General features: G+C 69.3%; 20 protein-coding genes. 7 read left to right on the plus strand and 13 right to left on the minus strand.

Going from position 1 to position 17,783, the window contains the following annotated elements:
• Positions 1–8: 8 nt before the first annotated feature.
• The 3 genes from rpmI to pyk form a co-directional block, all read right to left on the minus strand.
• Positions 9–209, minus strand: coding sequence for a 50S ribosomal protein L35 (gene rpmI, locus BLW83_RS09655; RefSeq protein WP_090847998.1), 201 nt, complete (start codon positions 207–209; stop codon positions 9–11).
• A 118-nt stretch (positions 210–327) separates the two neighbouring features.
• Positions 328–552, minus strand: a complete 225-nt coding sequence (locus tag BLW83_RS09660; RefSeq protein WP_073067106.1) for a hypothetical protein — start codon at positions 550–552, stop codon at positions 328–330.
• A 36-nt stretch (positions 553–588) separates the two neighbouring features.
• Entirely contained in the window at positions 589–2,037 is a 1,449-nt protein-coding gene (gene pyk / locus BLW83_RS09665; protein WP_090847999.1) for a pyruvate kinase, read from the minus strand.
• Positions 2,038–2,178: 141 nt separating this feature from the next.
• Between pyk and BLW83_RS09670 the strand changes: the two genes are divergently transcribed.
• Complete coding sequence (locus BLW83_RS09670; RefSeq protein ID WP_245728758.1) at positions 2,179–2,943, plus strand: N-formylglutamate amidohydrolase; 765 nt, start codon at positions 2,179–2,181, stop codon at positions 2,941–2,943.
• Positions 2,944–3,103: 160 nt separating this feature from the next.
• Here the strand turns inward: BLW83_RS09670 and BLW83_RS09675 are convergent, their stop codons facing one another.
• From BLW83_RS09675 to ruvC, 7 genes are all read right to left on the minus strand, one after another.
• Positions 3,104–5,299 (minus strand): primosomal protein N', encoded by a 2,196-nt coding sequence (locus BLW83_RS09675; protein WP_090848000.1) that lies wholly within the window; start codon positions 5,297–5,299, stop codon positions 3,104–3,106.
• Between the two features lie 69 nt (positions 5,300–5,368).
• Positions 5,369–5,524, minus strand: a complete 156-nt coding sequence (locus BLW83_RS15720) for a hypothetical protein (RefSeq protein WP_177172539.1) — start codon at positions 5,522–5,524, stop codon at positions 5,369–5,371.
• A gap of 160 nt (positions 5,525–5,684) precedes the next feature.
• The gene (locus BLW83_RS09680) at positions 5,685–6,104 is read right to left on the minus strand and encodes a PaaI family thioesterase (RefSeq protein WP_090848175.1); all 420 of its coding nucleotides are present in this window, start codon (positions 6,102–6,104) and stop codon (positions 5,685–5,687) included.
• 53 nt (positions 6,105–6,157) lie between these two features.
• Positions 6,158–7,204 (minus strand): Holliday junction branch migration DNA helicase RuvB, encoded by a 1,047-nt coding sequence (gene ruvB, locus BLW83_RS09685; RefSeq protein ID WP_090848001.1) that lies wholly within the window; start codon positions 7,202–7,204, stop codon positions 6,158–6,160.
• Positions 7,201–8,070 (minus strand): M48 family metalloprotease, encoded by an 870-nt coding sequence (locus BLW83_RS09690; RefSeq protein WP_090848002.1) that lies wholly within the window; start codon positions 8,068–8,070, stop codon positions 7,201–7,203. Before BLW83_RS09690 ends, ruvB begins: the two co-directional genes overlap by 4 nt.
• A 25-nt stretch (positions 8,071–8,095) precedes the next feature.
• Entirely contained in the window at positions 8,096–8,794 is a 699-nt protein-coding gene (gene ruvA / locus BLW83_RS09695) for a Holliday junction branch migration protein RuvA (RefSeq protein ID WP_090848003.1), read from the minus strand.
• Complete coding sequence (gene ruvC / locus BLW83_RS09700; RefSeq protein WP_090848004.1) at positions 8,791–9,285, minus strand: crossover junction endodeoxyribonuclease RuvC; 495 nt, start codon at positions 9,283–9,285, stop codon at positions 8,791–8,793. Before ruvC ends, ruvA begins: the two co-directional genes overlap by 4 nt.
• A gap of 203 nt (positions 9,286–9,488) precedes the next feature.
• On the opposite strand from ruvC, the gene BLW83_RS09705 reads away from it, so the two are divergent.
• Genes BLW83_RS09705 through BLW83_RS09730 form a run of 6 tightly spaced genes read left to right on the plus strand, consistent with a single transcriptional unit; the run spans position 9,489 to position 15,389 of the window.
• Positions 9,489–12,317 carry a monovalent cation/H+ antiporter subunit A gene (locus BLW83_RS09705; protein ID WP_090848005.1) on the plus strand — a complete coding sequence of 943 codons (2,829 nt, stop codon included), beginning with the start codon at positions 9,489–9,491 and terminating at the stop codon, positions 12,315–12,317.
• A 13-nt stretch (positions 12,318–12,330) separates the two neighbouring features.
• Positions 12,331–12,678 carry a Na+/H+ antiporter subunit C gene (locus BLW83_RS09710; RefSeq protein WP_090848006.1) on the plus strand — a complete coding sequence of 116 codons (348 nt, stop codon included), beginning with the start codon at positions 12,331–12,333 and terminating at the stop codon, positions 12,676–12,678.
• Positions 12,675–14,228 (plus strand): monovalent cation/H+ antiporter subunit D, encoded by a 1,554-nt coding sequence (locus BLW83_RS09715; RefSeq protein WP_090848007.1) that lies wholly within the window; start codon positions 12,675–12,677, stop codon positions 14,226–14,228. Before BLW83_RS09710 ends, BLW83_RS09715 begins: the two co-directional genes overlap by 4 nt.
• Positions 14,225–14,716, plus strand: coding sequence for a Na+/H+ antiporter subunit E (locus tag BLW83_RS09720; RefSeq protein WP_090848008.1), 492 nt, complete (start codon positions 14,225–14,227; stop codon positions 14,714–14,716). The genes BLW83_RS09715 and BLW83_RS09720 overlap by 4 nt, the downstream gene beginning before the upstream one ends.
• Positions 14,717–14,736: 20 nt before the next feature.
• Complete coding sequence (locus BLW83_RS09725; RefSeq protein WP_425433948.1) at positions 14,737–14,988, plus strand: K+/H+ antiporter subunit F; 252 nt, start codon at positions 14,737–14,739, stop codon at positions 14,986–14,988.
• The gene (locus BLW83_RS09730; RefSeq protein WP_090848009.1) at positions 14,985–15,389 is read left to right on the plus strand and encodes a Na+/H+ antiporter subunit G; all 405 of its coding nucleotides are present in this window, start codon (positions 14,985–14,987) and stop codon (positions 15,387–15,389) included. The genes BLW83_RS09725 and BLW83_RS09730 overlap by 4 nt, the downstream gene beginning before the upstream one ends.
• Before the next feature lie 4 nt (positions 15,390–15,393).
• Here the strand turns inward: BLW83_RS09730 and BLW83_RS09735 are convergent, their stop codons facing one another.
• From BLW83_RS09735 to fsa, 3 genes are read right to left on the minus strand one after another with little or no spacing between them, the layout of a single operon-like run.
• Positions 15,394–16,335, minus strand: coding sequence for a tyrosine recombinase XerC (locus tag BLW83_RS09735; RefSeq protein WP_090848010.1), 942 nt, complete (start codon positions 16,333–16,335; stop codon positions 15,394–15,396).
• A complete protein-coding gene (locus tag BLW83_RS09740; RefSeq protein WP_090848011.1) occupies positions 16,332–17,021 on the minus strand; it encodes a DUF484 family protein in 690 nt (229 codons plus the stop codon). The genes BLW83_RS09735 and BLW83_RS09740 overlap by 4 nt, the downstream gene beginning before the upstream one ends.
• Complete coding sequence (gene fsa, locus BLW83_RS09745; protein ID WP_090848012.1) at positions 17,018–17,674, minus strand: fructose-6-phosphate aldolase; 657 nt, start codon at positions 17,672–17,674, stop codon at positions 17,018–17,020. Before fsa ends, BLW83_RS09740 begins: the two co-directional genes overlap by 4 nt.
• Positions 17,675–17,783: the final 109 nt, after the last annotated feature.

Genomic DNA, 17,783 nt, shown 5'->3' on the forward strand with positions numbered 1-17,783 from the left:
AGGTCCTCTCAGCGGTCGTAGGGCATGTATTTCTTGACGATCTTCGTGTCCGCCTCGCACAGGATCATGGTCCCTGAGGTTTCGCGGATGAATTTCGTCGAGCGCTTGATCATGCCGTGGCGCTTGCCGGCCGGGCCGGCCTTGACCTTGCCGGTCGCCGTCATCGAGAACCGCTTTTTCGCGGCCGCCTTGGTCTTCATCTTCGGCATTTTCGTCTCCTTGTCAGAGTGAGCGCGCGACTCGGCAATGCCTTACCGGCCGGCCGCGCGGAGTCTTGAAGCGCGGCTGATAACCCCGCCGCCGCCGATTGGCAAGGGCGCAAGCGGCCTATAGCCGGATTTCACCGCTCAGCAGCCGCTGCCAGGCCAGGCCCAGATCCTGCACGCGAAAGGGCGTCGGCTCAAGCCAGGCGCCGGCGAACAGTGCGGCCACCCCGATCACGAATGCGATGGCGGCGCCGCGCGGCGGTTCGGTCCGCGCCAGCGAGGCGATGGCCAGCACGACCGACAACGCCATCAGCACGGTGCCCAGAAGGATAAGAAGATCGGACATGCTCGCTCGCTTGCTTGGATCCCGGATGCGGGGGCTTTAGTCCGTGTCGCTGCCCGAAAGCAACCTTTCACCGCAGGATGCGACGCGCAGGATGTTGGTCGATCCCGCGGTATTGAACGGAACGCCCGCGATCACGATCAGCTTGCGGGTGACGTCGGCGAACTCGAAATGCCGGGCGGCGGCGGCGGCATTGTCCACCGCCTGCTTGAAACGTTCCAGAATCGGGGTCAGCACGCAATGCGCGCCCCAGACCAGCGCCATGCGCCGCAGCACCGGCAATTCTGAACTCATCGCCATGATCGGCACCCTGGGACGTTCGCGCGCCACCAGCCGCACCGTGGTCGAGGACTGGGTATAGGCACAGATCACCGCGATGTCGGTGGTCTCGGCGATCTCGCGCGCGGCCACGGCCATCGAATCGGCGACGCTGGCGCGGTTGGCGGTCCCGCGCGAGGCGTCGATCACGTCGCGATAGACCGGGTCCACCTCGACCGAGCGGGCAACGCTGTCCATCGTCTGCACCGCCTCGACCGGATAGCGGCCGGCGGCCGATTCGGCCGACAGCATGATCGCGTCGGCGCCCTCATAGATGGCGGTGGCCACGTCGCTGACCTCGGCGCGGGTCGGCATCGGGCTTTCGATCATCGATTCCAGCATCTGGGTGGCGACGATCACAGGTTTCGCCGCCTGCCGGCAGGCCCGGACCAGGCGTTTCTGGATGGGGGGGACGGAATGGACCGGCAGCTCGACCCCCAGATCGCCGCGCGCCACCATGATCCCGTCGGACACGGCAAGGATTTCCGCAAAGGCATCGACGGCGGCGGGTTTTTCGATCTTGGACAGGATCGCGGCGCGGCCCCGGACCAGCCCGCGCGCCTCGGTCACATCCTGGGCGCGCTGGACGAAGGACAGCGCGATCCAGTCCACCCCCAGATCGCAGGCGAATTCCAGATCGGCGCGGTCCTTGTCGGACAGCGCCGCCAGAGGCAGCACCACGTCGGGCACGTTCACGCCCTTGCGGTTGGAAATCGTGCCGCCGATGGTCACCACGCAATCGGCGAAATCCTTGCCGCAATCCTCGACCCGCAGGCGGATCTTGCCGTCGTTGACCAGCAGCCGCGATCCGGGCTTCAGCGCGGCAAAGATCTCGGGGTGGGGCAGCTGCACCCGCTCCGGCCCTCCCGGCGCCGGGTCGAGGTCAAAGCGAAAGCGGTCGCCCTCGTCCAGCTCATGCGCGCCGGCGGCAAAGACCCCCACCCGCAGCTTGGGCCCTTGCAGGTCGGCCAGCACGCCGATGGGGCGGCCGGTTTCGGCCTCGATCTGGCGGATCATCTGATAGCGGGCGCGCTGCTCGGACTGCTCGCCATGGCTCATGTTCAGGCGAAACACGTCGGCTCCGGCCTCGAACAGGGCGCGGATGGTGTCGACGTCGCTTGACGATGGACCCAGAGTCGCCACGATCTTGACATTGCGATGACGTCTCATTCCGGTTCCTTCCTGCACGTCGCGGGCCAGCCCCGCGGCTGTTTGCGCTATCACTACCGCGCCTCGCGGGGACGGGCAACCGGCCGAAGCGCAACAGGCGGGGGCAACTGGCGGGGCGCGGCGGCAAAGGGTATAGGCGACATGACCATGACACCGCCGCCCTGCCCCGCCGACACCCCCTTCATGACCGAGGGCAAGCATCGCCCCTCGCGCTGGCTGATCACCTGCGACCATGCGACCAACCGCGTGCCGCCCTGGGTGAACGGCGGCGATCTGGGCATCGCGGCGGCGGACATGGCGCGCCACATCGCCTTTGACGTGGGGGCAAGGGGGCTGGCCTCGGCGCTGGCGGCGCGGCTGGGGGCGCCGATGATCGCCTCGGATTTCTCGCGGCTGGTGATCGACCCGAACCGGGGCGAGGATGATCCCACGCTGCTGATGCGGCTTTACGACGGCACGGTGATCCCGGCCAACCGCCACGCGGATACGGCAGAACGAGAACGGCGGCTGGAGCGGCTTTATCGCCCCTATCACCGGGAACTGGCGCGGCTGGCCGCGGCGCATCCGGCGCGGGCGATCTGCGCGATCCACAGCTTTACCCCGCAGCTGCGCGGGCGCCCGCCGCGGCCGTGGCTGGTCGGCATCCTCTATTCCCACCGCGACGAAAGGCTGGGGCCGGCGATGGTGCGGGCATGCCGCGCGCAAGGATGGGTCACCGGCGACAACCAGCCCTACAGCGGCCATCTGCAAGGCGATTCGATCGACAGCCACGCACTTGCGCACGGCCGCCCGAACCTGCTGATCGAGGTCCGAAACGACCTGATCCGCACGCCCCAAGGACAGGGGGAATGGGCCGAGCGGCTGGCCCCGGTGCTGGAACAGGTGCTCGCGAACAGCGGTCTTTGACGCGGGGCGCGCTGCCCCGCACCCCGGGATATTTGGACAAGGAAGAAGTCCGCGGGCTGCTTTCTTCCGGCTGTATCCTCACACCGAGCAAGCTCTGCCGCTTCGGGCGGTTTCAAATATCCCACGGGGGTCCGGGGGTGTGAAACCCCCGGTCGCGAGGTCACAGAAAGCTTTGCGGGTCGATGTCCACCGCCAGCCGCAGATTGGCGGGGGCTTTCGGCGCGGTGGCCAGCCAGCGGGCGATGGCGGGTTGCAGCGGCGCCTGGCGGGGCGCGCGGATCAGCATCCGCACCCGGAACCGCGCCCGCACCCGCGCGATGGGCGCAGGCGCCGGGCCGAACAGCTCGGCGCCGATTTCCGCCAAGGGCGCGGCGCGGCGGGCGAGTTCCTGCGCGTAGCTTTCGACCACCGCCTGTTCGGGGTGCGACAGGATGATCCCAGCAAGCCGTGAAAACGGCGGCATCCCGGCGGCGCGTCGCGATTCGGCCTCGGCGTCCCAGAACGCCTCGTCGTCGCCCGACAGGATCGCGCGGATCACCGGATGTTCGGGCTGGTGGGTTTGCAGCAGCGCCAACCCCGGGCGGTCGCCGGCCTGCCGCCCGGCGCGTCCCGCCACCTGTCGCATCAGTTGAAACGACCGTTCCGCCGCACGCAGGTCCGCGCCTTGCAGGCCAAGATCCGCGTCGATCACCCCGACCAGCGTCAGCGCCGGAAAATTGTGCCCCTTGGCGACGATCTGGGTGCCGATGATGATGTCGGCACCCCCCGCCGTGATCGAGGCGATCGTTTCCTTCAGCGCCCTCGCCGAGCCGTAGAGGTCCGAGGACAGCACCACCGCGCGAGCCTCGGGGAATCTGGCGGCGACCTCTTCGGCCAGCCGCTCGACCCCCGGGCCGATGGCGGCCAGCTTGCCCTCGGCCCCGCAGGCGGGGCAGGCGGTGGGGATGGGGCGCGAGGCGCCGCATTGGTGGCAGACCAGCCGCCGCTGGAAACGGTGTTCCACCATCCGCGCGTCGCAGTCCTCGCAGCCGATCTGGTGGCCGCAGCCGCGGCAGGTGGTCACCGGCGCATAGCCGCGGCGGTTGAGAAACAGCAGCGATTGTTCGCCGCGGCCCAGCCGCTCGGTCACCGCGGCGGCGAGTGTCGGGGAAATCCACTGCCCTTGGGTCATCTGCTCGCGTCGCAGGTCGATGGCGCGCATGTCGGGCAGCTCGGCCTCGCCGTAGCGGGCGCGCAGGTCCAGCCGGTGGTATTTGCCGCTGGCCGCGTTCACCCAGGTCTCGACCGAAGGCGTGGCCGAGGCCAGCACCACCTGCGCGCCCTCGATGCTGGCGCGCAGCACCGCCATGTCGCGGGCGCTGTAATGGACGGTTTCGTCCTGCTTGTAAGAGCCGTCGTGTTCCTCATCCACCACGATCAGGCCAAGGTCGCGAAAGGGCAGGAACAGCGCGGATCGGGCGCCGACCACCAGCCCGACCTCGCCGCGCCCGGCCATGTGCCACAGGCGGCGGCGTTCGCTGCGGGTGATGCCCGAATGCCATTCGCCGGGGCGGGCGCCGAAACGGGCCTCGACCCGGTCCAGAAACTCGGCCGACAGCGCGATTTCCGGCAGCAGCACCAGCGCCTGCCGGCCCAGCCGCAGGCATTCGGCCACGGCCTCAAGGTAGACCTCGGTCTTGCCCGAGCCGGTGACGCCGCGCAGCAGGGTGGTGGCATAGCCGCCGCCGCGCAGGCCACCGCGCAGCGTCTCGGCCGCCGCCGACTGGTCGGGGGCCAGCGGCTTTCCCGGCAGCGCAGGGTCGAGCCGCGGAAACGGCGCGTCCTTGGGCGCCATGGTTTCCACCAGCGTGCCGGCGGCGACCAGCCCCTTGACCACCGACACCCCCACCCCGGCCAGCTGCGCCAGTTCCGAGGGTGCGAACCCCGCCCCTCCGTGATCGTCCAGCACCCGCAGCACAGCGGCGCGGGCATCGGTCATCCGCGCGGGTGGCGGCCCCGCGCGGTGGATCACCCGGCGCGCGGCCGGCGGCTGGTCCAGATCCGGCGCCCGCAGCGCCATGCGCAGCATCACCGGCAGCGGTGTCAGCGTATAGTCGGCCGCGCGCTGGATGAAATCGAGCATCGCCGGCGACAACGGCGCCGATTCGACCAGCCGCGCAATGGGGCGCAGTTTCGCTGCATCGAACCCGCCCTGCCCCTTGCCCCAGACCACGCCCAGCACCCGGCGCGGCCCCAGCGGCGCCACCACCGGCTGCCCCAGCGCCACGCCGCCCTGAGGCGCGAGGTAGTCCAGCAGGCCCACCGGCTCGGTCGTCAGCACGCCGATGCGGGCGCCTTGGGGGAAATGGGTGGTCATGCGCGTCCTGTCGCCCGGCAGTGCCCAAGGCGTCAACCGTCCGATGCCCCGGGTCAGATCTGCGTCGGGTCAGATTTGCGTCAGGAACGAGCGCTGGACCACAAAGACCGTGACAGCAATGCCGATGACGGCCAGCACCATGGCGCCTTCGGAAAACGCAACGACGGTCAGGCCGATGGCGATCGCGGTCGCCAGCAGGCGCAGGAACAGGGGCCAGGTGGACATGATGGCTTCCTCTTGCCGGGCGTGGTCACGAGGCTGCACCGGGCCGGGGGTAAAAGGCAAGCCGGGCGCCCGGGCCGCGAGGTGGAAAGCGGGGCTCTGCCCCGCACCCCGGGATATTTTGGGCAAGATGAAAGAGGCCAGCCTGCGCAAGGGCGGGGCGTCAGGCGTTGACCGGGACCATGGTTCCCAGCAGCGTGGCCACGTGTTTGCGGCCGCCCTTGTGGGTGGCGCCCTCGGCAAAGACGTCGGCCGTGACGGTGACGATGCGGCGGCCGGGGCGCAGGACGCGGCCCTCGGCGACCAGCCGGTCGCCTATGGCGGGCGAAAGCAGGTGGATCTTGATCTCGGCGGTGACGACCTCGGCGCCCTCGGGCAGGGTGGTCAGCGCCGCATAGCCGGCGGCGGTGTCGCCGATGGCAAAGCTGAGCGCGGCATGGGCAAACCCCTGCTGTTGCAGCACATGGGGCGCGATGGGGGCGGAAATGCGGATGCGGCCCGGCGCGATCTCGTCAAGGCTGGCGCCCAGCGTCTGCATCATGGTCTGGCGCGCGAAGCTGTCGCGCAGCCGCTGCTCGACCATCTCCGCCGTCCTATCGGCTGTCTTGTCGGCGGTGGTGTCGGCTGTCGTGTCATTCATTTGAACAATCCTTCCTGCGGGCCGTCCTGCGGGCCGGGCGCGTCCAGCCCCAGATGCCTCCAGCCCAGCTGTCCCAGCATCCGGCCACGCGGAGTCCGCTGGATCAAGCCCTGTTGCAGCAGATATGGCTCGATCACCTCTTCGATGGCGTCGCGGCTTTCCGACAGCGCCGCGGAAAGGGTTTCCACGCCGACCGGGCCGCCGCCGTAGTGCTGCGCCATCAGCGTCAGATAGCGGCGGTCGGCGCCGTCCAGCCCCAGATCGTCCACCCCCAGCCGGGTCAGCGCCATGTCGGCAAGGTCGCGGGTCAGCCGGCCGTCGCCCTCGACCAGCGCGAAATCCACCACCCGGCGCAGCAGACGCCCGGCGATGCGCGGCGTCCCGCGGGCGCGGCGGGCGATTTCGCGCGTGCCCGCAGGCTCGGCCGCGACCCCCATCAGCCGCGCGCCGCGGGCGACGATCAGGTCCAACTCGTCCACGGTATAGAACTGCAACCGCGTCGGGATGCCGAAACGGTCGCGCAGCGGCGTGGTCAGCAGCCCCAGCCGAGTGGTGGCGCCGACAAGGGTAAAGGGTTGCAGCTCGATGCGGACGGTGCGTGCGGCGGGGCCTTCGCCGATCACCAGGTCCAGCTCGAAATCCTCCATCGCGGGGTAAAGGATTTCCTCGACCGCCGGGTTCATGCGGTGGATCTCGTCGATGAACAGCACGTCACGGGATTCGAGATTGGTCAGGATCGCGGCCAGATCGCCCGCCCGCGCCAGCACCGGACCCGAGGTCATGCGGAAATTCACCCCCAGCTCGCGCGCCATGATCTGCGCCAGCGTGGTCTTGCCCAGCCCCGGCGGGCCGTGAAACAGCGTGTGGTCCATCGCCTGCCCGCGCATCCTGGCGCTGTCGATAAAGACGCGCAGATTGGCGCGGGCCTCGGCCTGGCCGACGAATTCCTCAAGCCGCTGGGGGCGCAGGGCGCGGTCCTCGGGCTCGCCCTCGATCGGCTCGCCGCGCAGGGTGGGGTCGGGGGTGGCGGGGCCGGGGATCATGCGCGCGGCACCCGCGGGATACGGCTGTTGCCCGAGGGCTGCATCTGCGCCAGCAGGTCGATGCGTTCCTGCGTCGAGGGGTGGGTGGCGAACAGCCGGTCCATGCGCATCGCCCCCAGCGGGTTGATGATGAACAGCGCGGCCGAGGCCGGGTTGCGTTCGGCGGGCATGTTCACCGTGCGCCCGGCCGCATTGGCGATCTTGGCCAGCGCCGAGGCCAGCGCCATCGGGTTGCCGCTGATTTCCGCGCCCGAGCGGTCGGCGACATATTCGCGTGAACGCGAGATCGCCAGCTGCACCAGCGTCGCCGCCAAGGGCGCCAGAAACATCGCAAGCACTGCCCCCAGCGCGCCGCCCTGCCGTTCGCGGTTGCCCGCAAACAGCATCATGTTGCCCAGCATGGCGATGGCGCCCGCCATGGTCGCGGTCACCGTCATGGTCAGCGTGTCGCGGTGGCGGATATGGGCCAGCTCATGCGCGATCACGCCGGCGAGTTCGTCGCGGTCAAGGATGCGCAGCAACCCCTGCGTCACTGCCACCGCCGCGTGCTGCGGGTCGCGGCCGGTGGCAAAGGCGTTGGGCTGGTCGGTGGCCAGCACATACACAGCGGGCATCGGCAGCCCGGCGCGGCCGGCCAGCTGGCGCACCAGCCCGACCAGTTCCGGCGCCTGCGCCTCGGTCACGGGCATGGCGCCGTGCTGGCGCAGCACCGCCTTGTCGCTGTTCCACCACGCCCAGAGATTGCCCGCCCCAGCGACCAGCAGCGCCAGGGTCGCGCCGCCCCGCCCGCCGATCAGCCAGCCCATCCCCATCAGCAGCGCCGTCATCGCCGCCATCAGCAGGAATGTCCGCAGATTGCCCGTCATCTTGCCGCCCCCGATCCCTGCCTGCCTATTCCCTTGGCGCCAGCAGCCGCAAGGCCGCGCGGATCAGCAAGGGCGTGGCCGCGCCGGGATCCAGCGCCGCGGCCTGCGCCACCGCGGCCGCCGCCTCGGGCGCAGCATAGCCCAGATTGGTCAGCGCCGACAGCGCATCCGCCATGGACGCCGCCGAAACCGCCGGCTGCGCGGGGGGCTGCGCGGCCGGCGGGGCCGCGGCGGCGGGGGCGGGCTCGATGCCCGGCCCGGCCGCAACCTCGGCGCCGCCTGCGCCCGCGTCCACGGTCAGCGTGCCGCCCATGGCGATGATGCCGGGTGCCTTGTCCTTCAGTTCCAGCACCACCCGCTGCGCCAGTTTCGGGCCGACACCGGGGGATTTGCGCACCGTTGCCCAGTCGCCCAGCGCGATGGCGCGGCCCAGCCCCTCGGGGCCCAGCGTGCCCAGGATCGCCAGCGAGACCTTGGCCCCGATTCCCTGCACGCTGGTCAGCAGCCGGTGCCATTCCTTTTCCAGCAACGAGGAAAACCCGAACAGCTGCAACAGATCCTCGCGCACGACCAGTTCGGTATACAGCGCCGCCGCCTGCCCGACCGAGGGCAGCCCTGCCGCCGTGCGTTCATTCACATGGACGATATAGCCCACGCCGCGCACGTCGATCAGCACATGGTCGGGGGCGCGGTGCAGGATCACCCCGGCGATGCGGCCGATCATGCCACCACCTTGATGCGCAGGCTGCGGCCTTGCAGGTGGCGGGCGTGGCAGATGGCGATGGCCAGCGCGTCAGCGGCGTCGGGGCCGGCGATCTCGACCCCCGGCAGTTGAAAGCGCACCATATGCTCGACCTGTCCCTTTTGCGCGTGGCCGACCCCGACCACGGTCTTTTTCACCGCGTTGGGGGCGTATTCCCCGACCTCAAGCCCCGCCTGCGCCGGGGCCAGCAGCGCCACCCCGCGCGCCTGCCCCAGTTTCAGCGTGCCCACCGCGTCCTTGTTGACAAAGGTCTGTTCCACCGCTGCCGCGTCGGGGCCATGTGCCGCGATCACCTCGACCAGCCCCGCGTGCAGGTCGCACAGCCGCGCCGCAAGGCTGCCCGCGCGCGAGCGGATCACCCCGTTCGCCACATGGCGCAACCGCGAGCCGTCCGCGATGATGATCCCCCAGCCCATGTTGACCAGCCCGGGGTCGATGCCCAGCACCTTCATGCGCCCGCCATCCTGCCCGCGCCGCCCCGTTGCCGGAACACCGCGCCGCCACCAAGCCCTGCCGGGTCCGCTTTCATGCCTGCCGCCTCTTGCCGTGTTTTCCCAAGTCGTTAGCACGAAAGGCGAACATCGACCAGCGGTTTCGCCCGGCTGCTTGACAATCCCCTTGCTGTTCTGTGACTCAGACCCGAAACGGGGGAATAATGACGCCTGCCTTGATCGTCGCGCTGCCGTTTCTGGGCGCCATGTTGCCGGGTCTGATGGTCCGGACCAGCCGCAACGCTGCTGCCATGGCCTGCGGTGTGTTCACGGCGCTGGCGCTGCTGGGGCTGATCCTCAACGCCCCCGCCGTGCTGGCCGGAGAGATCGTCACGACCCGCATCCCGTGGATGTCCCAGGTCGGGCTGGACGCCGATTTCATGCTGGACGGGCTGGGGCTGCTGTTCGGGATCCTGATCCTTGGGATCGGGCTGCTGATCATCCTCTATGCGCGGTTCTACCTGTCGCAGGCCGACGCGGCGGGGCCGTTCTTTACCTATCTGATGCTGTTCCAGGGCGCGATGACCGGCATCGTGCTGTCCGACAACATCCTGATGCTGCTGGTGTTCTGGGAACTGACCTCGCTGTCGTCGTTCCTGCTGATCGGGTTCTGGAAACACCTGCCCGAGGGGCGGCAGGGCGCGCGCATGGCGCTGAACGTGACCGCGATGGGGGGGCTTGCGATGATCGCGGGCTGCCTGATGCTGGGGCAGGTCGCAGGCAGCTATCGGCTGTCCGACATCATCGCGCAGCGCGAGGCGATCCAGTCCTCGGCGCTTTACCTGCCGGCGTTGTTGCTGATCCTGCTGGGCGCGTTCACCAAATCGGCGCAGTTCCCGTTCCATTTCTGGCTGCCGCGCGCCATGGCCGCGCCGACGCCGGTCAGCGCCTATCTGCATTCGGCCACCATGGTCAAAGCCGGGATCTTTCTGATGGCGCGGCTGTGGCCGGTGCTGGCGGGAACGCCCGAATGGTTCGGCATCGTCGCCACCGTGGGGCTGGCCACCATGCTGATCGGCGGCGCGATCGCGCTGTTTCAGGACGATCTCAAGGGGCTGCTGGCCTATTCCACCGTCAGCCACCTGGGGCTGATCACCATGCTGCTGGGCTTCGGGACCGGGGCCGCGGCCACCGCCGCCATGTTCCACATCATCGCCCATGCCAGCTTCAAGGCGGCGCTGTTCATGGGCGCCGGCATCATCGACCACGCCGCGCATACGCGGTCGATCCGGCGGCTGGGGGGCTTGCGCACGCTGATGCCGCTGAGCTTCGGGCTGGTGCTGATCGCCTCGCTGTCGATGGCGGGGATTCCGCCCTTCAACGGGTTCCTGTCCAAGGAAATGATGCTGGAACAGGCCGCCGGCGCGGCCGGGCTGTTCGGGTGGGTGGCCACGCTCGCCTCGGTGTTTTCGGTGGCCTATTCGCTGCGGCTGATCGTGCATGTGTTCCTGGGGCCGGTGCGCGAGGATTACCCGACCGCGCCGCATGACCCCGGCGCGGGGCTGTGGCTGGGGCCGGCGCTGCTGGTGGCGGTGGTGATCGTCAGCGGGCTGTTCCCGAACGCCACGCTGGGCTGGATCGTCACGGCCGCGGCCTCGTCCGTCACCGGGCAGGCGCTGCACCCGCATTTCGCGCTGTGGCACGGGGTGAACCCGGCGCTGCTGATGTCGGCGCTGGCCATCACGGGGGGCGCGGCGCTGCTGGCGCTGTGGCAGCCCGCGGACCGGCTGCGCCAGTCCCTGCCGCGTATCGACGCCAAGGCGATCTTTGACGCCGTCGTGGGCGGGGCCGAGCGCGTGGCCGGCGCCTTTACGGACGGGTTTTCGAACGGCTCGATGTCGCGGGCGCTGGCGGCGCAGCTGCTGGTGGCGCTGGCCTGCGGCTTTGGCGCCTGGCAAAGCGGGCTGGCCGGCCCCGCCTCGCGCCCGATGCTGCCCGTCACCCCGGTGGCGCTGGTCGGCTGGGTGATGATGCTGGTCGGCATCGGCACGCTGGTGACGCTGCACCGCCGCCGAATCCTGGCGCTGGTGCTGATGGGGATCGTGGGGCTGACCGTCTCGGTCACCTTTGTCTATTTCTCGGCCCCCGACCTGGCGCTGACCCAGATCTCGGTCGAGGTGGTCACGGTCATCATCCTGCTGCTGGCGCTGAACTTTCTGCCCAAGCGGACGGTGCTGGACACCTCGAACCTCAAGCGCGGGGGCGACGCATTCGTGGCGGCGCTGGCGGGGCTGGGCGTCGGCGGGCTGGCATTCGCCATCCTGCGCCGCGATTTCGCCTTTCCGTCGATTTCCGGCTACATGGTCGAAAACAGCCACAAGCTGGGCGGAGGCGACAACGTGGTCAACGTGATCCTGGTCGATTTCCGCGGCTATGACACCTATGGCGAAATCACCGTGCTGGGGATCGCCGCCCTGACCATCTTTGCCCTGACCGAGACCATGCTGGGCGGGCGCGGAGCGCGCCGGCTGCAAGGCTGGGTGCGCGACATGCGCCGGGCCGGCGACCGCCACCCGCTGATGCTGGGCGTCGCAACCCGGGTGCTGCTGCCGCTGTCGCTGGTGGTGGGGCTGTATATCTTTCTGCGCGGGCACAACGCCCCGGGCGGAGGCTTCATCGCCGGGCTGATCGTGTCGGTGGCGCTGGTGATGCATTATATGGCCTCGGGGTTTGCCTGGGCGATGCAGCGCCAGTCGATCCCCTATCACGCGCTGATCGCGCTGGGGGTGCTGGCGGCGGGTGTCACCGGCGCGGGGGCGTGGTTCGCGGGGCAGCCGTTCCTGACCTCGGCCTTTGGCTATGTGCATCTGCCGGGGATCGAGCCGATCGAGCTGGCCACCGCCATGGGCTTTGATACCGGGGTGTTCCTGTGCGTCGTGGGCGCGGTGATGCTGGCGCTGAATTCCTTTGCCCGGATCGCGCGGCAGGCGGGGCGGGACCATGCCGCCCCCGATGCCACCGGCACCGCCCCCACCCAAGCAACCCAACCGTAAGGAGGCCGACAGGATGGAGTTCCTCATCGCCTCGGCCATCGGCAGCCTGACTGCGGCCGGCGTCTATCTGGCCCTGCGCAAGCGCAGCTTTGCCGTCGTGCTGGGCATGACGCTGCTGACCTATGCCACCAACCTGTTCCTGTTCACCACCGGCCGGCTGGTGATCGACCAGCCCCCGGTGCTGCGCGACGGCGTCACCGCCTATACCGACCCGCTGCCGCAGGCGCTGGTGCTGACCGCGATCGTGATTTCATTCGGCATGACCGCGGTGGTGGTGGTGATGGCGCTTGGCAGCTTTATCGAGGGGGGCGACGATCACATCGACCTGCCCCGCCGCGACCGCGAGGGACCGGGCGCATGAACCACTGGCTTGTCGTTCCCGTGGTGCTGCCGGCATTCGCCGGGCCGCTGATCGTGCTGGCGATGCGGCACGATCTGGTGCTGCAACGGGTGTTTTCCACCGCCGCCACCGCCGCGCAGCTGTTGCTGGCGCTGTGGCTGCTGCTGCAATCCATGGGCGGAGAAATCCAGGTTTACCGGCTGGGCAACTGGGCCGCGCCCTTTGGCATCGTGCTGATGCTGGACCGGCTGGCGGCGCTGATGCTGGTGCTGGCGGGCCTGCTGGGGCTGGTGATCCAGCTATACGCCATCGGTTCCGGCTGGGACCGGCGCGGGCGGCATTTCCATTCGCTGTGGCAGTTCCAGCTGATGGGGATCAACGGCGCCTTTCTGACCGGAGACGCCTTTAACCTGTTCGTCCTGTTCGAGATCTTGCTGATCGCCAGCTACGGGCTGATGATCCACGCGGGCGGAGAGCTGCGGCTGCGCGCGGGCGTGCAATATGTGGTCTACAACCTGCTGGGATCATCGCTGTTTCTGGCAGCGCTGGGGACGCTTTATGCGGTCACCGGCACGCTGAACATGGCCGACATGGCCGCCAAGGTCGCCATGCTGCCGGCGCAGGACACCGCCCTGCTGCGGGTGGGCGCGGTGCTGCTGATGCTGGTCTTTGCGGTCAAGGCGGCGCTGGTGCCGCTGCATTTCTGGCTGCCGGCCACCTATGCGCGGGCGCCGGGGCCGGTGGCGGCGCTGTTTGCCATCATGACCAAGGTCGGCATCTACGGGATCATCCGCTTTTTCACGCTGGTGTTCCCCTCGGACGACGCGCTGATGCGGTTTGCCGCCGACATCCTGCTGCCCGCGGCGCTGGTCACGCTGATCGTGGGCCAGCTGGGGGTGCTGGGCGCGCGACACATGGGGCGGATGACCGCCTTTGCCGCCGTGGGATCGGTGGGCACGGTGATGATCGCGGTGGCGCAGTTCCAGCCGGCCGGGCTGGCGGCGGGGATCTGGTATCTGGTGCATTCGACGCTGGCCACCGCGGCGCTGTTTCTGGCCGTGGACCTGATCGGCACCCGGCGGCAGGGCGGCAGCCTGTGGCTGCGCCCCGCGCCGCCCATCGTGCAGGCGGGCATCGTCGCCGCGATCTATTTCGCCGCTGCCATCGCCATGGCCGGGCTGCCGCCGCTGTCGGGGTTCCTGGGCAAGCTGGCGGTGTTGCAATCCGTGCGCGGCACCGACATGACGGCGCTGATCTGGGCGGTGATCCTGATCACCTCGATCTTTGGGATCGTGGGGCTGACGCGCGCGGGCTCGATGGTGTTCTGGCGCGCGCATGAAAGCGGCGCCACCCCCGCCCCCCACGCCCCCGATGAACCGCAACCGGACGAGGCGGGGTTTCCCTCGGCCGCGCTGGCGCTGACCTCGGTGGGCGCGCTGATTGCCGCGATGGCGGTGCTGACGGTGCTGGCCGGGCCGATGATGCGGTTTGCGCAGGACACCGCCGCGCAGCTGTCCGACCCGCAGCGCTATATCGAGGCCGTCCTGGAACGGCAGGAGGGGGTGAAATGATCCGCCGCATCCTTCCGCATCCGCTGCTGTCGCTGTTCGTGGCGCTGATCTGGATGCTGCTGGTCAACCGTTTCGCCTGGGGCTCGCTGGTGTTCGCGCTGGCGCTGGGGCTGATCATCCCCATCGTCACCGAAAGCTACTGGCCCGATCGCGCCCGCATCCGCAACCCGCTGGGCATCGCAGGGTATATCGCCATCGTCCTTCACGACATCATCAAGGCGAATATCGACGTGGCGAAAATCGTGCTGTTCAAGCCCTCGCGCGAACTGCAACCGGCCTGGCTGGTGGTGCCGCTGGACATCACGACGCCCGAGGCCATCGCCGTGCTGATGGGCACCATCACCCTGACCCCCGGCACCGTCAGCTGCGACCTGGCCGAGGACGGCAGCGCGCTGCTGGTCCACGCGCTGCACTGCCCCGATCCGCAAGACGCCATCGACGAGATGAAGACCCGCTACGAGGCCCGCCTTAAGGAGATCTTCCTGTGAGCATCCTCAATCTGGCGCTGATGTTCGCCTTTGGCTGTTTCGCGCTGGCGCAGCTGTTGTGCCTGTATCGCGTGATGCGCGCGCCCGGATTTTCCGACCGGGTGCTGGCGCTGGACACCATGGCGATCAACATGATCGCGCTGCTGACGCTGTTCGGGATCCAGCGCGGCACGCAGGTCTATTTCGAGGCGTCGATGCTGTTCGCCCTGGTCGGGTTCATCTCGACCGTCGCCTTTGCCAAGTTCATCCTGCGGGGGGATGTCGTCGAATGAGCATCCTGACCGAGATTCTGGTGGCGGCGCTGCTGGTGACGGGCGGCGTGTTCGGGCTGGTCGGCGCGTGGGGGCTGGTGCGGCTGCCCGACATGATGACGCGGCTGCACGGACCGACCAAGGCCGCGACGCTGGGGGTGGGGTCGGTGCTGATCGCCTCGATGCTGCATTTCTGGCTGCACCACGGCATCCTCAGCTGGCACGAGCTGCTGATCACCATCTTCGTGTTCATCACCTCGCCCATCACCGGGCTGTTCATCGCCAAGGCGCATATGCACCTGTCGTGGCAGCAGGGCGAGCTGCCCCGCCCGCCATCGGGGGTCGAGTGGAGCACCTATGGCGAAGGCGCGGAAAACAGCCCCATCGTGACGGTAGAGGGGCCGGAAAAACCCTGCGAGTGACGCGCTAGCGCCGCGGATGCGCGGCGCGATGCACCGCCAGCAGATGCGCGTCATCGACGCCGGTATAGACCTGCGTGGTGGACAGGCTGGCGTGGCCCAGCAGCTGCTGGATGGTGCGCAGATCGCCCCCCGCGGCCAGCAGATGCGTGGCGAAACTGTGGCGCAGCGCGTGGGGGGTGGCGGTTTCCGGCAGCCCCAGCGACTGCCGCAGCTGGGCCATGGCCCCCGCCACCGCCCCCGGGTTCAGCCGCCCGCCCCGCACGCCCCGAAACAGCGGCCCGTCCGCCGCCAGCGGCCAGGGGCAGAGCCGCAGATATTCTGACACCGCCTGCCGCGCGACGGGCAGCACCGGCACCACCCGTTCCCGCCCGCCCTTGCCGCGGATCAGCAGCGATTCGCCCGGCGGCCAGTCGGCGCCCTCCAGCGCCAGCGCCTCGCCGATGCGCAGCCCCAGCCCGTAAAGCAGCGTCAGCACCGCCGCGTCGCGGGCGGCGACCCAAGGGGTGGGGTGCTGCGCGCCGGCCAGATCCAGCACGGCGCGGGCCTGTTCGGGGGCAATGGGGCGCGGCAGGCTGCGAAGGTAGCGCGGGCTGCGGGTGGACAGCGCCCGGCTGGCGTCGAACCCTTCGCGGTCGCTCAGCCAGCGCAGAAACGACCGCACGGCCGACAGCCGCCGCGCCAGGCTGCGCGCCGACAGCCCGCGCCGGCGTTCATCGGCGGCAAAGCCGCGCAGGTCGGTCTGGGTCAGGGCGGCCAGCGTGCGGGGCAGCGCCGGCGTGCCGTGATAAAGGCCCAGAAACCCCAGAAATGCCAGCAGATCGGCCTGATAGGCGGTGATCGTGTGTTCGGACCGCCCGCGCAGCGCGCGTTCGCCGTCCAGCCAGCGCGCCAGCGCGTCGGCCATCGCAGGGGCCAGCGCCAGCGGCACCGGACCCTGCCCGCTCATTCCCGCAGCCAGCCGATCAGCACCAGCCGCAGCACCTGCGTAAAGAACCGCAGCAGGTCGGTGGCCTGCGCCGGGGAAAACCGCGACGGGTCGAGCGAGCCCATCACCAGCAGCGCCGGCCGCGTGTCGGGGCCAAGGTCCAGCGGCAGCAGCGCCTCGGACGCGACCTCGGTGCCGTGGACATCCCGGGTTTCGGCGCTGGCGCGGCGCAGCACGATGTCGTCGCCGCGCGGCGCCTTGCGGCCGGCGGCGATGATCCGCCCGACGCTGCCCGCAGGCACCACCACCAGCGGCCCGCCGTCGCCCGCGACCGGGGCCGATTCGGCCGATTCCATCACCAGCTTGAGCGTTTCGACCCGCAAGACCGGGGCCACGTCGGCCTCAAGCGCCTCAAGAAACCCGGCGAAATCCACGGGCTCCAGCAGGGACAGCACCGCACGGTGGATGGTCTGCGTCCCCGCCTGATTTTCGTAAGCCGCCGAGATCACGCTTTCATGCGCCGATTCCAGCCGGTCGAGGCGGTGCTCCAGCGCCTCCATCGCGCGGCCGCGGATGTCGATGACGTTTTCGCCCAGCTCGGATTCCCGCGCGGCGACCAGCGCCCGCATCACGTCGCGGTCGGACAGGATCAGCGCCGGGTCGGCCAGCAGCCGCGCGCGGGTGGCGTCGTCCAGCGGGTCGGTCATGCGCCGATCTTCTGGCCGGTCTTGGCCCAGTCGGCGTTGAACAGATCCAGCCCCTTGTCGGTCAGCACATGGCTGGCCATCGCCTTGATGACCGAGGGCGGGGCCGTGATCACATCGGCGCCGACGCGGGCGCATTCGATCACATGGTTGACCGAGCGGATCGAGGCCGCCAGCAGGTTCGTTTCATAGCCGTAATTGTCGTAGATCTGGCGGATGTCGGCGATCAGCTCCATCCCGTCCAGCCCGATGTCGTCCAGCCGCCCGATGAAGGGGCTGATAAAGGTGGCGCCGGCCTTGGCGGCCAGAATCGCCTGCGCGGGCGAAAAACACAGCGTCACGTTGACCATGTGGCCGTCGTCGGTCAGCGCCTTGCAGGCTTTCAGCCCGTCCCAGGTCAGCGGCACCTTGACGGTGACGTTGGGGGCGATTTCTGCCAGGTGCTTGCCCTCGCGGATCATGCCCTCGGCGTCCGAGGCGATCACCTCGGCCGAGACCGGGCCAGGGACCAGATCGCAGATCTCGCGGGTGACCTCGGCGATGTCGCGGCCGGACTTGAGGATCAGCGAGGGGTTGGTCGTCACCCCGTCCACCATCCCCAGTTCGTGCAATTCGCGGATCGCGGCGATGTCGGCGGTGTCGACGAAGAATCTCATGAGAGGGCACCTGTGCTGGGCGAAAGGATTGGCAGGGGTTTATCGCAGAAGGCGTCGGGCGGGAAGGCATCGCGGCGACAGGAAACGGGGCCAGCCCGCTTCCTTGCGC

Source organism: Paracoccus alkenifer, assembly GCF_900108405.1.
Lineage (GTDB): Bacteria > Pseudomonadota > Alphaproteobacteria > Rhodobacterales > Rhodobacteraceae > Paracoccus > Paracoccus alkenifer.